Below are 18506 nucleotides of genomic sequence, written 5' to 3'. Positions count from 1 at the left end.
AAATGTTTAAATACTTATAATAAGGTTTAAGAAATTAAATTATCCTCAGATAACATGCCGATAACCTAAAAAGGGTACCCCTATTTTGGAATACCCTCATTTTTTCCCTATTCCGTTGTAAAAGGACGTATTTCCTATTAATGTTTCATATCAATTTAGTATCATTTAAAATCCTTATAATTTCTTCAGCAGACTTACCCTTTAGTATTTTTTTGACTGTTGCACTGTTTTCAATTAAAGCCAAGAGCCTCTTATACATACCTTCCAGATCATCCTCATTAGGTTCTTTTCTTACATTTAACAAACAGATAAATTGAACCATTTGTTTATCAGTCCATTCGATGGGCTTCCTTAACGTGCATATAGTCCAAAATGTGTCCTCTGTTTCCGGTGAAAGTGCGTGAGGAATGGCCACAAGATTCCCAAAGCTGGTTGGAGCTAGCGACTCCCTTTCCAACACCGAATTTATGTAATCTTTAGAGACGAGCTTTTGTTTATATAATTCTTCACATAAAAAATGGATAGCGCTTTCTTTATCCTCAAAGTCTTTGTGAATAAAAACTCTTGATTCATCTAAATAACTTTGTTCCTCATACTTTTTAACAGGTAATAAGCCTTCTCGGATCTTTTCAATATCTTCTTCTCCTAAAAATGTGTTGACCACTTGTACTGGAACGACTATATCTTCTTTTATTGGAATCGTACTAATAATAAAATCAATAGAGGAAAGGTCGTATTCTTTTAATTGATAATAATTGGTTGAAGCTACAATATCGATTTCATCTTTAAACACATTTTGCAAACGATAATACAATAGTCTTGCACTTCCAACACCAGAAGCACACACTACAATCACCCGTTTTGGCCTTTTCTGCCTTGTCTTCATTTTTTCTAATGCCACACCTATGTGCAATGCAATATAAGCAATCTCGTTTTCTCCTACCTCAATCTCCAAATATTCCTCAATGCATCTGCTGGCAATAGCAGCACCTTCAAAGGCGCTAGGATATTTCCTTTTAATTTCGTTTAATAATGGATTACGAATGTTCAAGTTATAACGCAACCGGTTCATTGCTGGCCGTATATGTAGAGTCATCGATTGAATGAATTCTTCATCATCATGAAAATCCCAATTCAATTCATTTTTCAATCTTTTCAACATGCAATTAATTATGTTATCTAACTCATCAAAATGACTAAATTCTTTCAACGTATTCTTGTGAATTAATTTTGTCCCCAACAAATGGACAATAATATAATTAATTTCAGATTGCGGGAATATAAAGCCCGTAAACTCCTCAACTTCTTTTACAATTTCATTGGCAACAATTTTTTCTAAGGGATATTTTCCTGTTAAATCGTGTTCGAGGTTTTCAATGACAAAACCTTCTTCAATTCTTTTACATCCAATTGTAATATGCGTCGCCAAATTTTCGAGTGCAATGTCAGATATCTCAATTTTGTATTCATTCACTTTTTTTACGATGATTTCTTTTATCTTTTCAAACAGGTTTTCGTCCAAAACATCAAAAGAATTACTTTCAATGATTAAGTTGCTATTTCGGCTTAACATAAAACTTGATAAACATAGCCGTTTCATATATTCATCACCTTCAACCTGCGTACCATAATGTGGTCTGGTAACTAACTTCAATTGATATCTTTCCAATATTTCACGGACAATTTTCAAGTCATTTTGAACCTTAGGCTTTGAAACAAATAGCTCTCCCTCAAGGTTTTCTATTTTGATTGGTCCATTTTCTAATAAAAATCGTTTTAATATATACAAAACCCGATTTTCCTGTTCGGAAAAATCCGATTTTTTTTCATCTATCGCTTCATTCTCATTAGAATTATACTCCTTTTCAAACACTTCATAATCATTTATATCTAATATATATCCTTTGCCTCGAACCGACTCAATGATTATTCCTAACGACGAGCATTGTGATTGAAGTTCTTTAATCTCGTTGCGAATGGTTCTATCACTAAAACCAAGTTCTTTTGCCATCCATTCAGCTGTAACAGGTTCTTTTGCTTTCATTAAAGACATCACTATATCTTTTTGTCGTTTCGAAATCACTTTTCTATCCTCCTTAATTTATGCTCTTTTTTAATTTATTCATGCTACTTTATTTTTTCTTCACATGGGTCGTTATGTCAAGGGCGAGCAAAACTCATATACTTATGTTACAGTTCACTGTCCTTGATATCTATCCGATTGCGTTAGTTGAGCAGTGTTATATTACTAATTCTATAATTTGATTTTTAATCTTTTTCCAAATACCCATTTGTATAGATAAGACTTTAATCTGTTAAAAATAGGTTTTGAAATTTGGATATTCTCCTTAACAAAGGTGGTCTAACGAAATTCCCCATTCATTATATTCCAAATACTCCAATATAATGAAGCGGTCGCTTTTGGTAAACCATCTATGTGTTCAACTATTGATTTTATCACTATTTCAACATTCGTATTTAGCTCACCCTATATGCGTTAGTAGTATAACAAATTTTAAATAATTAGTTTATTAACATTGTCTTAAATCTACACTTTTCTAGAACTTATATCTTCTAGTTAAATAGATAAGAGACTTATATTTTAAAATTACAAGACTCAGATTGTCGGGAATTTTTGCTCTCTGTACGGGTTAAAAAGGGCAAGTCGCAGAAATTTTTTTTATATATTTTAAAACAAAAAGACTGTAGACAAACTCGAATTTCATCGATTTTGTCTACAGTCTGAAACCACCTTAAAAGGTGGCCTTAAATATACTTCCTATGAATATTCTTCCCATCATAACTAAACAACACAGACTTATTCTCAATATTCGTCTCTAAATGAACCCCTCTACCCCACAACTGATGAATATAAGGCATTACCTTCTCCACATACTTCACATCAAGTTCCATATGTTCATAGGAATGCTTTAAATAAAGTTCACCATTTTTTAAATAATCTCCTTCTTGGACTACAATATAAGGGAATCCTCCATTTACTCGACTAACTACAAGTTGATCTCGTACATTCTCCCATGCCTTATCAGTAACCTTATATTCTTTACCTTGTCGCTGGAATAAATACATATCTTCACGCATGACAAGGTCTTTCGTTAAATAGTTTCGTATAAATGAACTATCAGACTCTAATTCTCGTACTTCAAACATTTTTTCTCGACCGCTACCAGGTTTAACGCCTAATTCTCTCATTTCTTTGCTTGGGTTATTATATCGCTCTTCAATGTCTTCAAACATTCTTAGTCCTAAATAATATGGATTAATACTTGTTTTCGATGGTTGAACAACGCCTGCGTTTAGTTTTGCATATTCGATTGCTTCATTTGAGTCGAGATTTAGTTCTCGCATGATTCGGATGTGCCAGTAACTTGCCCAGCCTTCATTCATAATTTTCGTTTCAAGCTGTGGCCAGAAATACAGCATTTCTTCTCGTAACATAGTCAGGATGTCACGTTGCCATTCTTCTAGTTCTCTTGAGTATTCTTCGATAAATAATAAGATATCTTTTTCGGGTTGTGGTGGGAATTGTTTGCGTTTAATTGGGATAAGGTTTGAATCACTTTTCTTCTCTTTACTTTGATCCATATTCCATAAATCATCGTATGGTGTAACTCTTTTTTTCTCTTTCATTGGGAAATCAGTTTCTAAATCATAAGCCAGTTTTGGTCGCATTAATGATGGATCAATATGCTCTTGAATTGAGAGTACTGCATCTAGGAAATTTTCTACTTCTTGCTTTCCGTATATATGTTCATAGTGTTTAATTCGTTCAGCAGTAGCTGCCATACTTTCAACCATATCTCTCTTCGTGTTTGAAAAACGAATATTATTTTTAAAGAAGTCACAATGAGCTAAAACGTGTGCAACGATTAATTTATTTTGAACGAGAGAGTTTGTATCTAATAAAAACGCATAACATGGGTCAGAGTTGATTACTAATTCATAAATTTTGCTTAACCCTAAATCGTAATGAAGCTTCATTTTATAAAACTGTTTTCCAAAGCTCCAGTGGGAGAATCTTGTAGGCATACCGTAAGCGCCAAATGTATATATGATATCTGCTGGACAGATTTCATAGCGCATTGGGTAAAAGTCTAGCCCAAATCCTCTCGCAATTTCTGTAATTTCATCAATAGCATATTCCAACGCTCTATAATCACTTGCCTTCATCACACTCTCCTCCTGTCTCTTCTTATATTATTCTATGAACTGAAAATTGAATTAATGTAAAAATAGTCATATCTCTACTATATTCATATGCTTAATTTGAAACTTTTTGAAATCATAAACATAAAAAAACGTATGAAAAAAATTCATACGGTAGTTAATTTTATTTGTACAATGCGATTGATATAACTTCTTTTTTGAGTACTTTTATTTTTGATTAAGGAAAGTACAAAAGCAGTTTGGAGTACAGAGTTTCTCCAGTATTTTTTATTGATTCTAATCTTATTATCCCTGTTTCTTGTAAAAGTATACATAAGTTAAATTCCGGGGAGCGCAATAAATTCTGGGAATCAAAATTAAATTCCGGGAATCGCAATAATTTCCGGAAGCCTATTCTTTAATTATTTGATCAAAACTAATAAAGTATTTCTAAAATACGAAAAATCACTCTTTACTTCCTGTTTTCCCTATCATTGCTGGACTTAACCATCCTTTTTTTCCCTAACCTCTACCGTAACCTTTTGTTAAATTCTCTCATGGCTAATTAATTTTTTTCGCCATAAACTATGTGTACCCTCTAAAAAGGAGGTTCACAATGCAAGTACAATCCGATTATGATTTAGCATTGTATTACACTTATTGTTGTCAATGGGATAAGCTCCTCGTGTTAATGGTAAATACGAAAGACGAACTTTTTTCAAAGCGTATCGAACATTTTCTACATGCCTTTAAATACGAGAGGGACTTAGCGATTATTGATGAAAAACTAAAAGGTATGTTCCAACATATAGAGCATGCTACTAGAGAAGAAAGCGCAGTGGAACAATCTTTTATTTCATCATTAGAGCTTTAACTAAAATAAATGAAAAGAGCGACTAAATAGTCGCTCTTTTTTTAGACTAATACTTCAATTTTTTCCATAAATGCTTGTTGTAAACTATCCAATTTTTGGATGCTATCTTCACGAGATTGTCCAACAATTCCAAAGTAGAACTTGATTTTTGGTTCAGTTCCAGATGGACGTAGGCATACCCATGAACCGTCTTCAAGTTGATACTTTAATACATTTGATTTAGGTAGAAGTATCTGTTCTTTTTCCCCTGATTCTAAAGTCGTTTTCTCTTGAAGTTTATAATCTTCAACTGTAACAACTTTTAGACCATTTATATCAACAGGAGGATTTTGACGGTAATTTGTTAAAATCGATTGAATTTTTTCTGTACCTTCAATCCCTTTTAATGTTAATGATTTTAATCCTTCTAAGTAATAGCCATATTGCTCATATAATCTATTTAGGCCTTCATATAAAGTCATACCTTTTGTTTTATAATAAGTAGCAATTTCTGCAGCAAGTACTGTTGCTTGAATTGCGTCTTTATCACGAACAAATGGTTTAATTAAATAGCCATAGCTTTCTTCATAACCGAATAAGAATGAGTATTCGTTCGTTTGCTCATATTCCTTAATTTTTTCACCGATAAACTTAAATCCAGTAAGTGTATCGATTGTTTTCACACCGAATTTTGATGCAATTACTTGACCAAATTCAGATGTAACGATTGTTTTAAGTAATAGTGCATTTGAAGGTACATCTTGTTGGGTTAATAAATAATGAAGCATTAATGCTCCTGTTTGGTTTCCAGTTAAGACTACGTATTCGCCGTTTTCATTTTTTGTCGCGATTCCTAAACGGTCAGCATCAGGGTCAGTTGCAATTAATACATCTGCATCAATCTCTTTACCGTAACGAATTGCATATTCAAATGCTGCGTGTTCTTCAGGGTTCGGTGATTTTACAGTTGTGAAATTCGGATCTGCTATTGCTTGTTCTTTAACAATTGTTACATTTTCGAAGCCAACAGCTTTTAATGACATCGTTGCAGGCACTATTGCTGTGCCGTGTAGTGGTGTAAAAACAATTTTTAAATTCTTACCATGTTCATGAACTAAATCGCTGTTAACAACAACAGTTTTTAGTTGCTCTACATATAATTTGTCCATTTCTTCATCTAATCTATGTATTAAGCCCTTTTCAACTAATTCTTGTTCAGAAGATACTTCAATTTCCAACTCATTTTCAAATGAATTAACATATTCAATTACTTGATCAGCAGCAGCTGGAGGTAATTGAGCACCATCATCACCATAAACTTTAAATCCATTATATTCAGGTGGGTTATGGCTAGCCGTAATGACAATTCCACCGAAGCAGTTTAACTCACGTACTGCAAATGATAATTCTGGTGTAGGACGTAATTCATTGAAAACATAGGCTTTAATGCCATGTGTTGCAAGTGTTTTTGCTGCTTCCATTGCAAACTCAGGACTTTTATGACGAGAATCGAAAGCAATTGCAACTCCACGGTTTTTTGCTTCTTCTCCAAAGCTTTCAATATATTTTGCAAAACCAGCAGATGCTTTACGAATAGTATAAATGTTCATACGATTCGTTCCAGGTCCGATTTCTCCGCGCATTCCACCAGTTCCGAATTCTAAATTTTGATAGAAACTTTCCTTAAGTATAAGCTGATTATTCTCAAGTTTAATTAATTGTTCTTTTAGTTCTTGATCTAATGTCGGTGATTTAATCCATTTTTCATAAGTTGTTTCCCAATTCATATTTGTTCTCCTCCTATACTTAATCAGAGTTTGATTCGATAAAAGTCTTCCTAACTCCTTCTATCTTGATAAAAGTTTACAATATTCTCTCTAAAAATTCTACAATGGTACTTCTTTAAATCTGAATGAGATTGCAAAGTATGTAGAAAATAAGACAAAAGGAGGGCGAGTTCATGCCAGAAATTAGATGTAGTGTTGCAAATTGTAATTTTTGGGGGCAGGGAAACTTTTGCCAAGCAGACTCAATTCTTGTTCAAACTGAAGCATATGAATACTCAAATGACTTTGATTTAACGATTCAAAATGCAGTCTTAGACGGTGAAATAACTACTTCTGCGGTACATAGTGGTGAAACTTGCTGTCACACGTTTCGACCTAAATATTAATGAAATGGTGCCATTTACATTTTATCGTATATGGCACCATTTATTAGTTTATCCGTTTACGATTACTCCACCATTAACATGGATCATTTGCCCTGTAATGAAGGAAGCTTCATTGCTGGCTAAATAAAGATATGCCGGTGCGAGCTCTACAGGCTGTCCAGCTCGTTTCATTGGAGTTGTGCTACCAAACTTTGCTACTTCTTGTTCGTCAAAACTTGCTGGAATCAATGGGGTCCAAATTGGCCCAGGAGCTACACCATTAACCCGAATTCCCTTCTGAGCAAGATTTGTAGAAAGTGAGCGAGTAAATGTGACAATCGCTCCTTTCGTCGCTGAGTAATCCAATAATTGATCATGTCCTTTATAAGCGGTAATTGACGCAGTATTAATAATCGAATCACCTTGCTTCATATGTGGAAGGCAAGCTTTTGATAAAAAGAACATTGGATAAATATTTGTTTCAAATGTTCTTTTTAATTGCTCCTCAGTAATGTCTTCCAAATTCTTTTGTGGATATTGAACAGCAGCATTGTTCACTAAAATGTTAATTTTTCCGAAGGTTTGAATTGCATTTTGAACGATTTGTTTACAAACTTCCTCTGTTCGAATGTCACATCTCATTATTTCACAATTTCCACCTAAATCATTTATGTATTTCTTTGTGTCCTGTGCATCAACATCTTCATCTAAATAAGGAATAAAGACTGATGCCCCTTCTTTTGCAAAAAGTATAGCAACTGCTCTTCCAATCCCACTATCTCCTCCAGTAATAATGGCTACTTTTCCCTTTAATTTACCACTTGGTGTGTAATTGGGATCATCCGATATCGGTATTGGTGTCATTTCCTTTTCAATACCTGGTTGCTTATTTTGATGTTGTGGAATAAATTTAGTCGGAAACTGTTTTTGAGTCATTTACTACATCCTCCTTTTATATAATTCAGATTTAGCATACCCAAATCGTATATTTAGGAATACTAAACATAATTGAATTTGTTAAAAGATGTAAAAATCCCAAAAAGTATTGCACTTTAACGAGAAAACGAATATTATTAATAACTGTTGAGTATATCATTCGTATTTTTTTAACAAGGAGAACTATTATGTTTAAATTAAAAGAGGCTAACACCACCGTTAAAACAGAAATTATAGCCGGCTTTACAACTTTTTTAACTATGGCTTATATAATTATTGTAAATCCTATTATATTATCCGATGCTGGTGTTCCATTTAACCAAGCATTTACTGCAACAATCATTGCAACTTTAGTCGGAACATTATTTATGGCAATGTTCGGAAACTACCCAATTGCGATTGCTCCCGGAATGGGAATGAATGCATATTTTGCTTATTCGGTTGTTTCAAAAGCACATGGTATTTCCTATCAATTAGCTTTTTCAGCAGTATTTATTACAGGTATTTTATTCGTTATTTTATCTTTAACTAAATTTAGAACGCATTTAATAGAAGCAATTCCAAATACATTAAAACATGCAATTAGTGTTGGAATTGGATTATTTATCGCATTTATAGGTTTACGTCTTTCAGGTATAATCGTTGCTAACAAAGATAATCTTGTAGGGTTAGGAAATCTCCATTCTCCTGGTGTAGTCCTTACTATAGTCGGAATTGCAATTACAATTATCTTATTTACCTTAAATGTAAATGGAGCTTTATTCTTCGGAATGGCTGCAACAGCAATCATCGCAGGATTAGCTGGAAAATTACACATTAAAGGAAGTATATTCTCTTTCCCTAAATTACCTGAGGGTATCATTGTTACTAATCCAATAACAGCAGCTTCAGATGTCATTCATTATGGACTATATTCAGTTGTCTTTTCATTCTTATTAGTTACAATTTTTGATACGACAGGTACATTCTTAGGAGTAGCTTCACAAGCTGGTTTATTAAATAAGAAAGATGAAAAACGTACTGGTCGTGCGATGCTTTCTGATTCATTCGGTACAACAATTGGAGCTATGTTTGGTACTTCACCAACAACAGCTTATATCGAATCTACAGCAGGTGTTGCTGCTGGAGGTAGAACAGGTTTAACGGCACTTGTCGTTGCATTACTATTCGTTTTCGCAGCATTCTTTAGCCCACTTGTTAATTCAATTTCTGGTGTAGCAGCAATTACATCACCATCATTAATCGTAGTAGGTTGCTTAATGATGGGTAGCGTACGTCATATTGAGTGGGATAACTTTGAAGAAGCATTCCCTGCATTTCTAGTTATTATCACAATGCCACTTACGTCAAGTATTGCTACAGGAATTGCGCTTGGATTTATTACCTATCCATTATTAAAAGTCGTTAAAGGGAAAGCAAAAGATGTTAAACCAGTTATTTATATCTTTGGAATTTTATTCTTAATCCAAATGGTTTTCTTCCCACATTAATATTGAATAATATAAAGCACATTGTCTTTAAAAAGATTAATGTGCTTTTTTATTTTTTATTTAGGTACTAGCCTTTCCTTGATGGGACATCCATGCATAAGTTGTTTATGTAGATTATTCAAGGAGGTGTTCTACGATGTGGAACAACCAAGATCAAGTCAATATGAACTCAAGTAGATGTAGACGTAATGACTGTGACTGTGACGATTGCAGAAGAAGACGCTGTGATTTTGATGATTGTGATAGAGATCGTTGCGATTGCCGTCGCCATGATTGTCACTGCAATTGCAGATGCTGTTGCTCTAGAAGAAGAAGTAACTGTGGCTGTATGAATCCGTGTTTAGGTGTCGATATGGTAATGTTTGAAATGATGATGAAAAACATGATGAATAACAATAACAACAAAAATAATAACAATGACAAGGATTAATCGTTTATCTCCCTCCCCCTATTTTAAAAAATGATTTAAAATTATTAGGTTGATCAAACTGTTGACAAACGCTGGCTTTCTATGTTGTTTTACTTGTCTTTATTTACCGTTTAATAAACCATTTTCTTATCATGCTTCGTACTTTGAAAGACAAGCGTTTTCAATCAGTCTGATGATCTTACTATTAGTATATTTTTAACATATTAAAACGACCTGGAATTAACAGGTCGTTTTTTCGTATGAAGTAAATTCTAGAATTTGTTCACGAAGACGCTTAGCATCTTCATACCCTTCTTTATATAAGTCTAATAAACGTGCTTTATTTCGTTCAATTCGGCCAACCTTTAACTTTTGTACAGGACGAATGACTAATATATTTCCAGCTTTTTCTTGCTCCTCAATATATTCTAATTGCTTATTATAAACTTCATATCTATTTAATACAGCCTGAACAAGTCCTGGATAATCTTTATACTTTTTTTGCAAATACCAAGTACCTTTTGAAGGTTTTTTACGATAACCAGCATTTCTAGTTAAAACAACTATATTTCTACGATTGCCATCCGCTTCAGATTTAGCGATTGGAATCGGATCTGCAATGCCACCATCCATCAAGAAATGATTATTAAACTTAATGATTGGCGCCATTAACGGTAAAGAACTTGATGCTCGAATTATATTTAACATATCGGTTGATTCTACAATTCGATCTTTATCAAAATAAACAGGTTCTCCCGTAACACAATCAGTCGTTCCAACTACAAATTTTTGCTCAGCATTATAAAAAGAATCAAAATCAAATGGATCTAATTCATTAGGAATAATATCAAATAATAAGTCCATGCCAAAAAGCTGCTTATTACGAATTAAATTTTTAAAAGAAATATAGTCTGGATGCTGTAAAAATTCCGTATTTACTCGTTTATTACGACCATGTTGTTTTGATAGATAAGAAGTTCCCATACAAGCACCCGCAGAAACACCTATCACATAAGGAATTTCTATTTTTTGTTCAAGAAAATAATCAAGAACACCGGCTGTATAAATCCCTCTCATTCCTCCACCTTCGAGAACTAAGCCCATTTCATTCATTTTCACAGCCCCCCTTTTTTTAATTAGTTTAGGACAATCTATTTAAATATTTTATTATATGAGGTGATGAAAGGGAAGAAATTAGAGTTGTGCAATTAATAACTGGGGATTGCAATTAAAATTCAGGGATCGCAATTAAAAACCGAGAATCGCAATTATAATACTCAAATTCACCGCTCCTCCAACTATTTTTGCTTAATTAAAATAAAATTAATTCCTTTCTCCCTATTCCTATTCCTATTCAATTTTACAAATCACTTATTGGTTCCCTTAAAAAATGACTATATAAATCACTACAATTTTACTTCTAAAACAAAAGACAGACCACATAAAGGTCTGTCCTCTATACTTCCTTCCTACTTCTTCTTTGCTTTTCCCGGTTCGAACATTTCTGTAACACCTTCAACACTTTTCAACGAAGTAGTATGATATGTTCCATTTGCCCAATCTTCCATTTGGTCACTATACCATTTGCTTCCGAGGTTTCCGGATTGACCTGGTCCTACTACGTTTACTGATTTACTTAAATCTGCAAAGTCTACAACAGTTCTCCATGATGCACCATGGTCTACGATTCCTTGGTCATCATATCCTGCTGCTTTGACAGTAGTTGCGCTACCTCCTACTGGGATTGGATCTCTCGCATTAAAGAAATAGCTTAAGATTTTAATACTGGATAATGGGTGTTCGAAAGCAACTTTATGGTGATCGCCCCAGTTCCACTTAGCTACATTTTCACCGTCAGTTTTGCTAATATTTTTAATTGTTGATTTGAAGGTTTTTAATAAAAGTTTATCAATTCCGCCTTGTTCATCAACCCAGATCACTTTTTTCCCATTTAAGCTGTCACGTAGCAATTGATCGACCACGACTTTGCGGTCTCCAAATAAATCCATCATATCGTTTGAGATTTGTTGATCGAACAATGCTTTATTTATTTCAGTCATCCACATTTGGAATATAAGAGGAGAAGCTTCATCTTTATCATCTATAAAATTCCATTTTTCAAGTTCCTTTAAAGCTGATTTTTCAACAGATGATAATTGATCTTTATTTTGTTTTACTGACTTAATAAACTTTGGTGCATGTTCTTTCGCCTGTAAATTCATTTCGTCCATTTGTAGCTTTTGCATATCTTTAACAGTTAATTTGTCATTCTTTTTTAATACTTCCTGAATGCGCAATTGACGATAAGGCTGTGCCCATGAGTTTGAAATATGGTATGGATATGTATCATCAACTACTTTATTATTTGCAGATGAAATAAATCCTACCTTAGGATTAATGATTGTTGGTAGTTTATCGTATGGAATAGATCCTTTCCAACCGTAATCACTAGTCCACCCTGGTACTGGCATTAGCCCATCACCTTTTTTACGGATTGGAATTTTTCCATTTGCTCGGTAGGCAATTGTTCCGTCATCCGATGCAAATACGAAATTTTGGGCAGGAGCTTCAAATAAAGCTAATCCTTCTTTAAATGAATTCCAATCCTTTGCAACGTCAAATTTTAAAACGGCTTCTAGCTCCGTTGTTGGTTGTAGCGCTGTCCATTGTAAAGAGAATACAGTATCTTTTCCAGCGTCGCTTGCAAATTCCGAAATCACTGGACCATGTCTCGTAATCATTACAGGTAAAATTTTATTCTTTTTACCTTTAATTTTGATCGTTTCATTTATAACCTGTGCCTTTTCCCATTGACCATCATATAAAAATTCGTCTGCCTTATTTGGATTTCGTTTTTCAATATATAAATCTTGTACATCCGGGCCTACGTTTGTTACTCCCCAGGCAATATGTTCATTATGACCAACGATGATTCCAGGTACCCCTGCAAAAATTACACCACTTACATTCATATCACCAGATTTTAATTGAGTTTCATACCAAATTGCCGGTGTCGCTAATCCTAAATGAGGATCATCTGCTAATAGTGGTTTACCGGACTTTGTTTTAGATCCACTAACAACCCAATCATTACTTCCATTCCAAACAGGTGGAATAATTGCACTTGCAAAGCTCTTTTCTACGTCTATTTTTGAAGTATTACTTGGAATAATATACGGATCTATATCATTATTAGGAGGAAATAGCTCCAATGCCTTGTCCTTTGGAAATTTATTCATAGCATAATAACGAAATGCTTGTTCATTCCAATGACCGCCTAAATCAAATGCCATATATTTACCAATCACTAGTGAGTCAATTGCCGTCCATTTAGTTGGTTTATATTTTAAAATTTTAAATTCAACTGGTAGTTTATTTTCCTTTATTGCGTATTTTATGTATGCATTTACTCCTTCTGCATACCAATTTAAAACATTTTGTCCATTTTTATCGTACTTGCTGTAAGAAGCTTCAGCAGCTCTTCTTAAACCAAGCGTTCGAAAATATGAGTCACGCTCCACTGTAGCATCACCAATTATTTCACTTAATTGTCCGGACGCTTGTCTCCTGCTTAAATCCATTTGAAATAATCGATCTTGTGCAGTTACAAAGCCTTGCGCAACATACAAATCATGCAAACTCTTAGCACTAATATGAGGTACTCCTTTATCATCTCTAATTACCTCTACTTTATGATTTAAAGTACTAATCGTTAAATTTCCTTTAATGCTTGGTAATGATTTTTTTGTTAAGTACAGGCCGGTTCCCGCAACGATTAAGACGATAACGATTAAGATAGTTGATGTAACTTTAACCCACTTTGGAAAGCGCTTCCGACTTTTTGACATCTCAATAGGCGTACTCATTTTTCTCCCTCCTGCTTAAACTGCATATACAACATATACTGTATATTATTTCTGCAAGTCTTATTGCATTCCTTCTTATGACGAATGGGGTATAATACTATTTATTAACATTAAAGGAGTGGATGGAAATGTCATTAAATTCTTGGTTCGAAAAGGGCATGAATTTTCAAGAATATGTAGATGCAATGAATGTAAATAAAGAAGAACTTCTAAAAATCTATAATGAAGTTACGATTCCTGAAAGTACACAAGCAAAACTTGAACAATTAAAGAATCGTCATTGGAAGGTTGTTACTTTAACTGCAGATTGGTGTGGAGATGCATTACTTAATGTACCAGTTATTCAAAAAATGATGGAAATAGCTAATATAGATACTAGATTCCTAATTCGAGATGAAAACCTAGAATTAATGGATCAATATTTAACAAACGGTAAATCTCGTTCTATTCCAATTTTTGTTTTTATGGATGAAAAAGGGAATGAAGTAAATGTATGGGGTCCACGTTCTACGGAAATTGAAGAAATTGTAATTGAGATGAAAAAAGGGCTTCCAGATAAAGATGACCCAAATTTCCAAGAAAAACAAACTGCTGTTTTTAAAGCAATTCGAACAAACTTCGTTGAAGACAAAAAATACTGGAATTCAGTTATTAATAGTGTAGAAGAAAAACTATTCTCATAAAAAAAGTACTGGTTATTTAGTTGAAAGAATTTTTCAATTAAATAGCCTTTTTAATTATCGGCTTAACAAAAAATTATATCGTAAAATTCTAATAGATTTTCACTATAAAAATAACTTACTAACCCACCTATTGCGATGAATGGACCAAAAGGAATCGAATTTCGTTGCTTTAATTTTCCGGACAATATTACGATTAATCCATAAATACTGCCTGAAAAACATGCAAGTATAAATGCAATGAGAGTTATTTTCCACCCTAAAATTATACCTAGCACACAAAATAACTTTATGTCTCCTCCTCCCATACCACCTTTACTAATCAGATTAATTAGAAGCAAAACCACGAATGCTCCTAACGCTCCTACTATACTACTCCACCAAGGATCCAATGGAATTAAGAGTCGTTCAAAACTAAAAATAAATAAAAAGATTAGTAGAATACGATTAGGGATAATCATATATTTCACATCCGAAACAACAATAATGATTAATAAAGATATTATCGAAAGAGCGATCATTAAATCTTTATGAAAACCAGTTTCATAGATGGATAAAACAAATAACATGCCTGTTAGTATTTCAATTAATAAATATAGTTTGGAAATTAGAGTGCCGCAGCTTCGACATTTCCCTCTTTGGAGTAAGAAAGAAAATACTGGTATCAATTCTAGAGAACTCAATTTATGTCCACAATTTGAACATGAGGAACCTGGTGAAATAATCGATTTCCCAATCGGAACTCTTAACCCGACAACATTAAAAAAAGAACCAAATACTAGACCTAAAACAAAAAAAGTAAAGTAGACTATTGCTATAATTACCAACTCCCTTAAATTCATGTAACTAGTTTAGTTAAGGGTCATTATATCATTGGAACATAATCTACTTATTTATTAAATAAGAAAACTTTATGAAAAGATAAAGAACACTCGGCGATTGGTGGAGACAAAGACGTAGTTGCACTTATATTTTATTCCTAAAAAAGTGCAAAAAAAAGCAATCTACCATTCTTAAGAAAAGTAAATTGCATTTATTATTATGTTTAATTAATTACGCTACCTGAGCCAGCGAATTTTGGTTTCCAATATGTATTAGAAAGACTTACTACAGCTACTCCCTTACTTGAAGTCGCTGAAATAAATGTATTATTTCCCATGAAAATTCCTACATGGCTAATACCTTTTTTGTATGTATTTTTGAAGAAAACTAAATCACCAGGAACAGGCTTTTTAACAACTGAGCTGACAGTATACATCGACGAAGCAGTTCGAGGTAATGTAGTACCTACTTTTTTGTAAACATACCCTACGTAACCTGAACAGTCAAAACCTTTAGTAGATGTACCACCAAAACGATATGGCACTCCAGTATATTGTTTAGCGATTTTTGTTACCTGATTTTTCTTTGAGTATGGGTTATATGTAGATGCTGCTTGTGATTTAGTCGTAAAAAATACCATGCTCAGTAAGCATACGAAAGCTATAAGGACTTGCTTTTTCATCTCTTTCTCCCCCTTCATTGATAATGTAAGTCTAACAAAATATAATTTTGAAAGCCATTACAGGAGTGTTACAAATTGTCGAAGTGTTTGTAATACTATAAAACCTTGTAGGTTTTTGCCAAAAATATGCAGAAAAAATGACTATCATTCGACAGCCATTTTTTTAGAGTATTGAAAAATTCAAACACTAATTCCCCTTAATTGATAGGAGTATGAGCCCCGTTAGATAGAAGTGTTCTTACTTGATTTAACGGTGAAATCTAGTGTAAAAGTTCGGATCATTCTTTAACAATTAAATGGGAAGATTTTTTTGTTTTTACTAAATTATGTTTAGTTTTGTTTGTTTCAAAGTCTAATTTAATGTTATTTCTCTAGTTATTTAATTATATTTTTCTATTACCCTATGTTTCGTATTCTTATTTGCAGTTTCAGCTTTTTAATTGCACTTCCACAGATTCCCCCCATGGAAAGCGAGCATCCTGTACAAAAGAAAACAGACTGTCATTCGACAGTCTGTTTAGTAAGTACCATACAACAAAATTAAATTAAGCGATAAACTCTAGCCTCAAAAGGTTTAAATTCCATGTTTTCAACTAATTTGTCATCTGTTAATTCAATGTTAGTTAAACTTAATTGTGCATTCTTTTTCGTTAGCTCTTTCGGTAAAATAAATTTTTGTTTCTCTCTAGATAAATTAGTAATCACTAAAAATGTTTCTTTTTCACCAGTTCGAGTGTATGCATAAACAGGCTCATTTTTAACGTCTAGATATTCATACGGTGCATAAACCAGTGCTTTATTTTCTTTACGTAATGTAATCATCTTTTTATAAAATGATAAAATGGAGTCTTCATCTTTTTCTTGGATTTCAACATTTATTTCATTAAAGTTATCATTCGTTTTAAGCCAAGGTTTACCTGTTGTAAATCCAGCATCCTTTGTACTGTTCCATTGCATAGGTGTGCGAGAATTATCACGGCCTGTTTTCCATAAAATATCTAGTACATCTTGTTCAGTCGAACCATTTTCAATCATTGTATTATACATATTTTTTGCACTTACATCATTATAATCGTTGATTGAGGTGTAATGAACATTTGTCATTCCAATTTCTTGACCTTGGTAGATGAATGGCGTTCCTTGCATAAAGAAATACATTACTCCAATAGCTTTTGCTGAAATTTTCCAAAATGCTTCATCATCGTTTCCTAATGTACTGACTGCTCTAGGTATATCATGATTCTCTATAAATAATGCATTCCATCCATATCCTTCTAAACCAGTTTGCCATTTAGTAAGTACTTCTTTTAAATCAGCGATTGAAGTTTCAGATTCATCGGTTTTCTTCCAAAGATCTAAACTTTCAAATTGGAAAATCATATTGAACTTACCTTCTTTTTCTCCAACCCACAAGTGTGCATCTTTCGTTGTTACACCATTTGCTTCTCCGACTGTCATGATGTCATATTTATCAAATGTTTCACTTTTTAACTCATCCAGATATTTGTGAATTCCCTCTTGATTCATGTGCATATCAAAGCTTGCCACATATTTCTCTTTCTTTGGGTTTGGCATATCTGGAAAACCTGGACGCTTTCTTATATGACTGATTGCGTCTACTCGGAAACCATCAATTCCTTTATCTAACCACCAATTAATCATGTCATATACTTTTTGTCTTACTTCTTTGTTCTCCCAATTTAAATCAGGCTGCTTTTTTGAGAATAAGTGTAAGAAATATTCATCTGTTGCTTCATCAAATTCCCATGCAGATCCGCCGAAAATACTTTCCCAGTTATTTGGCTCATGGCCTGATTTTTTTCCTTCTCTCCAAATATAGTAGTCTCTATAAGGATTATCTTTAGATTTTTTAGATTCTAAAAACCAAGGATGCTCATCACTTGTATGATTGACTACTAAATCTAAAATTAACTTCATTCCTCTTTCGTGTACATTTTCTAATAGCTCATCAAAATCTGCCATTGTACCAAACTCATCCATAATGTCCTGATAGTCTGAGATATCGTAACCATTATCATCATTTGGTGATTTGTAAAACGGACAAATCCAAATAACATCTATACCAAGTTCCTTTAAATAATCTAATTTTGAAATTACACCTCTTAAGTCACCAATTCCATCACCATTTGAATCCATAAAGCTACGTGGATAAATTTGGTAAGCAACCGCTTCCTTCCACCAACTCTGATTTGTCATAATCTCTCTCCTCCAAATACATAAAAGCGTTTTCATTATTGAGTATATTTTTAGCCTTAAATAAAAAAGTAGTACCATTTCATTGCAACCGTTTGCACATTATTATCTTAACATTCAACTAACTATAGTTCAATAACCGAAATCATGAGTCAGCTTGCATTTTATTAAAACTTTCAATTCAAACTTCCATATGCTATCTTATTTAAATACCGTTTTCACAAAGCAAAAAAAAGCG

General features: G+C 33.2%; 13 protein-coding genes. 4 read left to right on the top strand and 9 right to left on the bottom strand.

Annotated elements, in window-relative coordinates:
- Positions 1 to 145: 145 nt before the first annotated feature.
- A complete protein-coding gene (locus tag AB1282_RS10295; RefSeq protein ID WP_082459479.1) occupies positions 146 to 2083 on the bottom strand; it encodes a BglG family transcription antiterminator in 1938 nt (645 codons plus the stop codon).
- 683 nt (positions 2084 to 2766) lie between these two features.
- The gene (locus tag AB1282_RS10290; protein WP_056471264.1) at positions 2767 to 4188 is read right to left on the bottom strand and encodes a SpoVR family protein; all 1422 of its coding nucleotides are present in this window, start codon (positions 4186 to 4188) and stop codon (positions 2767 to 2769) included.
- Positions 4189 to 4780: 592 nt separating this feature from the next.
- Here AB1282_RS10290 and AB1282_RS10285 point away from each other — a divergent pair.
- On the top strand, positions 4781 to 5038 hold the full coding sequence (locus AB1282_RS10285; RefSeq protein ID WP_335473349.1) for a YhdB family protein: 258 nt from the start codon (positions 4781 to 4783) through the stop codon (positions 5036 to 5038).
- A gap of 41 nt (positions 5039 to 5079) precedes the next feature.
- Here AB1282_RS10285 and AB1282_RS10280 read toward each other — a convergent pair whose 3' ends face one another.
- Positions 5080 to 6804 (bottom strand): phospho-sugar mutase, encoded by a 1725-nt coding sequence (locus tag AB1282_RS10280; RefSeq protein WP_429899036.1) that lies wholly within the window; start codon positions 6802 to 6804, stop codon positions 5080 to 5082.
- A 173-nt stretch (positions 6805 to 6977) separates the two neighbouring features.
- On the opposite strand from AB1282_RS10280, the gene AB1282_RS10275 reads away from it, so the two are divergent.
- Positions 6978 to 7190: a DUF1540 domain-containing protein gene (locus tag AB1282_RS10275; protein ID WP_056471273.1), complete on the top strand. Its 213-nt coding sequence runs from the start codon at positions 6978 to 6980 to the stop codon at positions 7188 to 7190.
- Between the two features lie 48 nt (positions 7191 to 7238).
- Here the strand turns inward: AB1282_RS10275 and AB1282_RS10270 are convergent, their stop codons facing one another.
- Complete coding sequence (locus AB1282_RS10270; RefSeq protein ID WP_056471276.1) at positions 7239 to 8105, bottom strand: SDR family oxidoreductase; 867 nt, start codon at positions 8103 to 8105, stop codon at positions 7239 to 7241.
- A 188-nt stretch (positions 8106 to 8293) separates the two neighbouring features.
- On the opposite strand from AB1282_RS10270, the gene AB1282_RS10265 reads away from it, so the two are divergent.
- On the top strand, positions 8294 to 9595 hold the full coding sequence (locus AB1282_RS10265; RefSeq protein ID WP_390312121.1) for an NCS2 family permease: 1302 nt from the start codon (positions 8294 to 8296) through the stop codon (positions 9593 to 9595).
- Between the two features lie 649 nt (positions 9596 to 10244).
- Here the strand turns inward: AB1282_RS10265 and AB1282_RS10260 are convergent.
- Both AB1282_RS10260 and AB1282_RS10255 read right to left on the bottom strand, forming a co-directional pair.
- On the bottom strand, positions 10245 to 11117 hold the full coding sequence (locus tag AB1282_RS10260) for a patatin-like phospholipase family protein (RefSeq protein ID WP_056471281.1): 873 nt from the start codon (positions 11115 to 11117) through the stop codon (positions 10245 to 10247).
- A gap of 356 nt (positions 11118 to 11473) precedes the next feature.
- Entirely contained in the window at positions 11474 to 13870 is a 2397-nt protein-coding gene (locus AB1282_RS10255) for a penicillin acylase family protein (RefSeq protein WP_056471284.1), read from the bottom strand.
- A gap of 128 nt (positions 13871 to 13998) precedes the next feature.
- Between AB1282_RS10255 and AB1282_RS10250 the strand changes: the two genes are divergently transcribed.
- Positions 13999 to 14553 (top strand): thioredoxin family protein, encoded by a 555-nt coding sequence (locus AB1282_RS10250; RefSeq protein WP_056471286.1) that lies wholly within the window; start codon positions 13999 to 14001, stop codon positions 14551 to 14553.
- 62 nt (positions 14554 to 14615) lie between these two features.
- Here the strand turns inward: AB1282_RS10250 and AB1282_RS10245 are convergent, their stop codons facing one another.
- The 3 genes from AB1282_RS10245 to AB1282_RS10235 form a co-directional block, all read right to left on the bottom strand.
- Positions 14616 to 15392 carry a prepilin peptidase gene (locus AB1282_RS10245; RefSeq protein ID WP_429899035.1) on the bottom strand — a complete coding sequence of 259 codons (777 nt, stop codon included), beginning with the start codon at positions 15390 to 15392 and terminating at the stop codon, positions 14616 to 14618.
- A 203-nt stretch (positions 15393 to 15595) separates the two neighbouring features.
- Positions 15596 to 16054, bottom strand: coding sequence for a C40 family peptidase (locus tag AB1282_RS10240; protein WP_056471290.1), 459 nt, complete (start codon positions 16052 to 16054; stop codon positions 15596 to 15598).
- Positions 16055 to 16594: 540 nt separating this feature from the next.
- Entirely contained in the window at positions 16595 to 18307 is a 1713-nt protein-coding gene (locus AB1282_RS10235; RefSeq protein ID WP_429901118.1) for a glycoside hydrolase family 13 protein, read from the bottom strand.
- Between the last annotated feature and the right edge of the window lie 199 nt (positions 18308 to 18506).

The sequence above is a fragment of the Gottfriedia sp. S16(2024) genome (genome assembly GCF_050473765.1).
In the GTDB taxonomy this organism is placed as follows: domain Bacteria; phylum Bacillota; class Bacilli; order Bacillales; family Bacillaceae_G; genus Gottfriedia.
The sequence above is the reverse complement of the archived record's forward strand: the minus strand, read 5'-3'. Positions and strand labels throughout refer to the sequence as shown.

What these genes read in the sequence shown, in the direction of transcription:
- AB1282_RS10245 (WP_429899035.1), bottom strand. Translation starts at nt 15,392, where the DNA reads ATGAATTTAAGGGAGTTGGTAATTATAGCAATAGTCTACTTTACTTTT.
- AB1282_RS10250 (WP_056471286.1), top strand. Translation starts at nt 13,999, where the DNA reads ATGTCATTAAATTCTTGGTTCGAAAAGGGCATGAATTTTCAAGAATAT.
- AB1282_RS10240 (WP_056471290.1), bottom strand. Translation starts at nt 16,054, where the DNA reads ATGAAAAAGCAAGTCCTTATAGCTTTCGTATGCTTACTGAGCATGGTA.
- AB1282_RS10235 (WP_429901118.1), bottom strand. Translation starts at nt 18,307, where the DNA reads ATGAAAACGCTTTTATGTATTTGGAGGAGAGAGATTATGACAAATCAG.
- AB1282_RS10260 (WP_056471281.1), bottom strand. Translation starts at nt 11,117, where the DNA reads ATGAATGAAATGGGCTTAGTTCTCGAAGGTGGAGGAATGAGAGGGATT.
- AB1282_RS10280 (WP_429899036.1), bottom strand. Translation starts at nt 6,804, where the DNA reads ATGAATTGGGAAACAACTTATGAAAAATGGATTAAATCACCGACATTA.
- AB1282_RS10265 (WP_390312121.1), top strand. Translation starts at nt 8,294, where the DNA reads ATGTTTAAATTAAAAGAGGCTAACACCACCGTTAAAACAGAAATTATA.
- AB1282_RS10275 (WP_056471273.1), top strand. Translation starts at nt 6,978, where the DNA reads ATGCCAGAAATTAGATGTAGTGTTGCAAATTGTAATTTTTGGGGGCAG.
- AB1282_RS10285 (WP_335473349.1), top strand. Translation starts at nt 4,781, where the DNA reads ATGCAAGTACAATCCGATTATGATTTAGCATTGTATTACACTTATTGT.
- AB1282_RS10290 (WP_056471264.1), bottom strand. Translation starts at nt 4,188, where the DNA reads ATGAAGGCAAGTGATTATAGAGCGTTGGAATATGCTATTGATGAAATT.
- AB1282_RS10270 (WP_056471276.1), bottom strand. Translation starts at nt 8,105, where the DNA reads ATGACTCAAAAACAGTTTCCGACTAAATTTATTCCACAACATCAAAAT.
- AB1282_RS10255 (WP_056471284.1), bottom strand. Translation starts at nt 13,870, where the DNA reads ATGAGTACGCCTATTGAGATGTCAAAAAGTCGGAAGCGCTTTCCAAAG.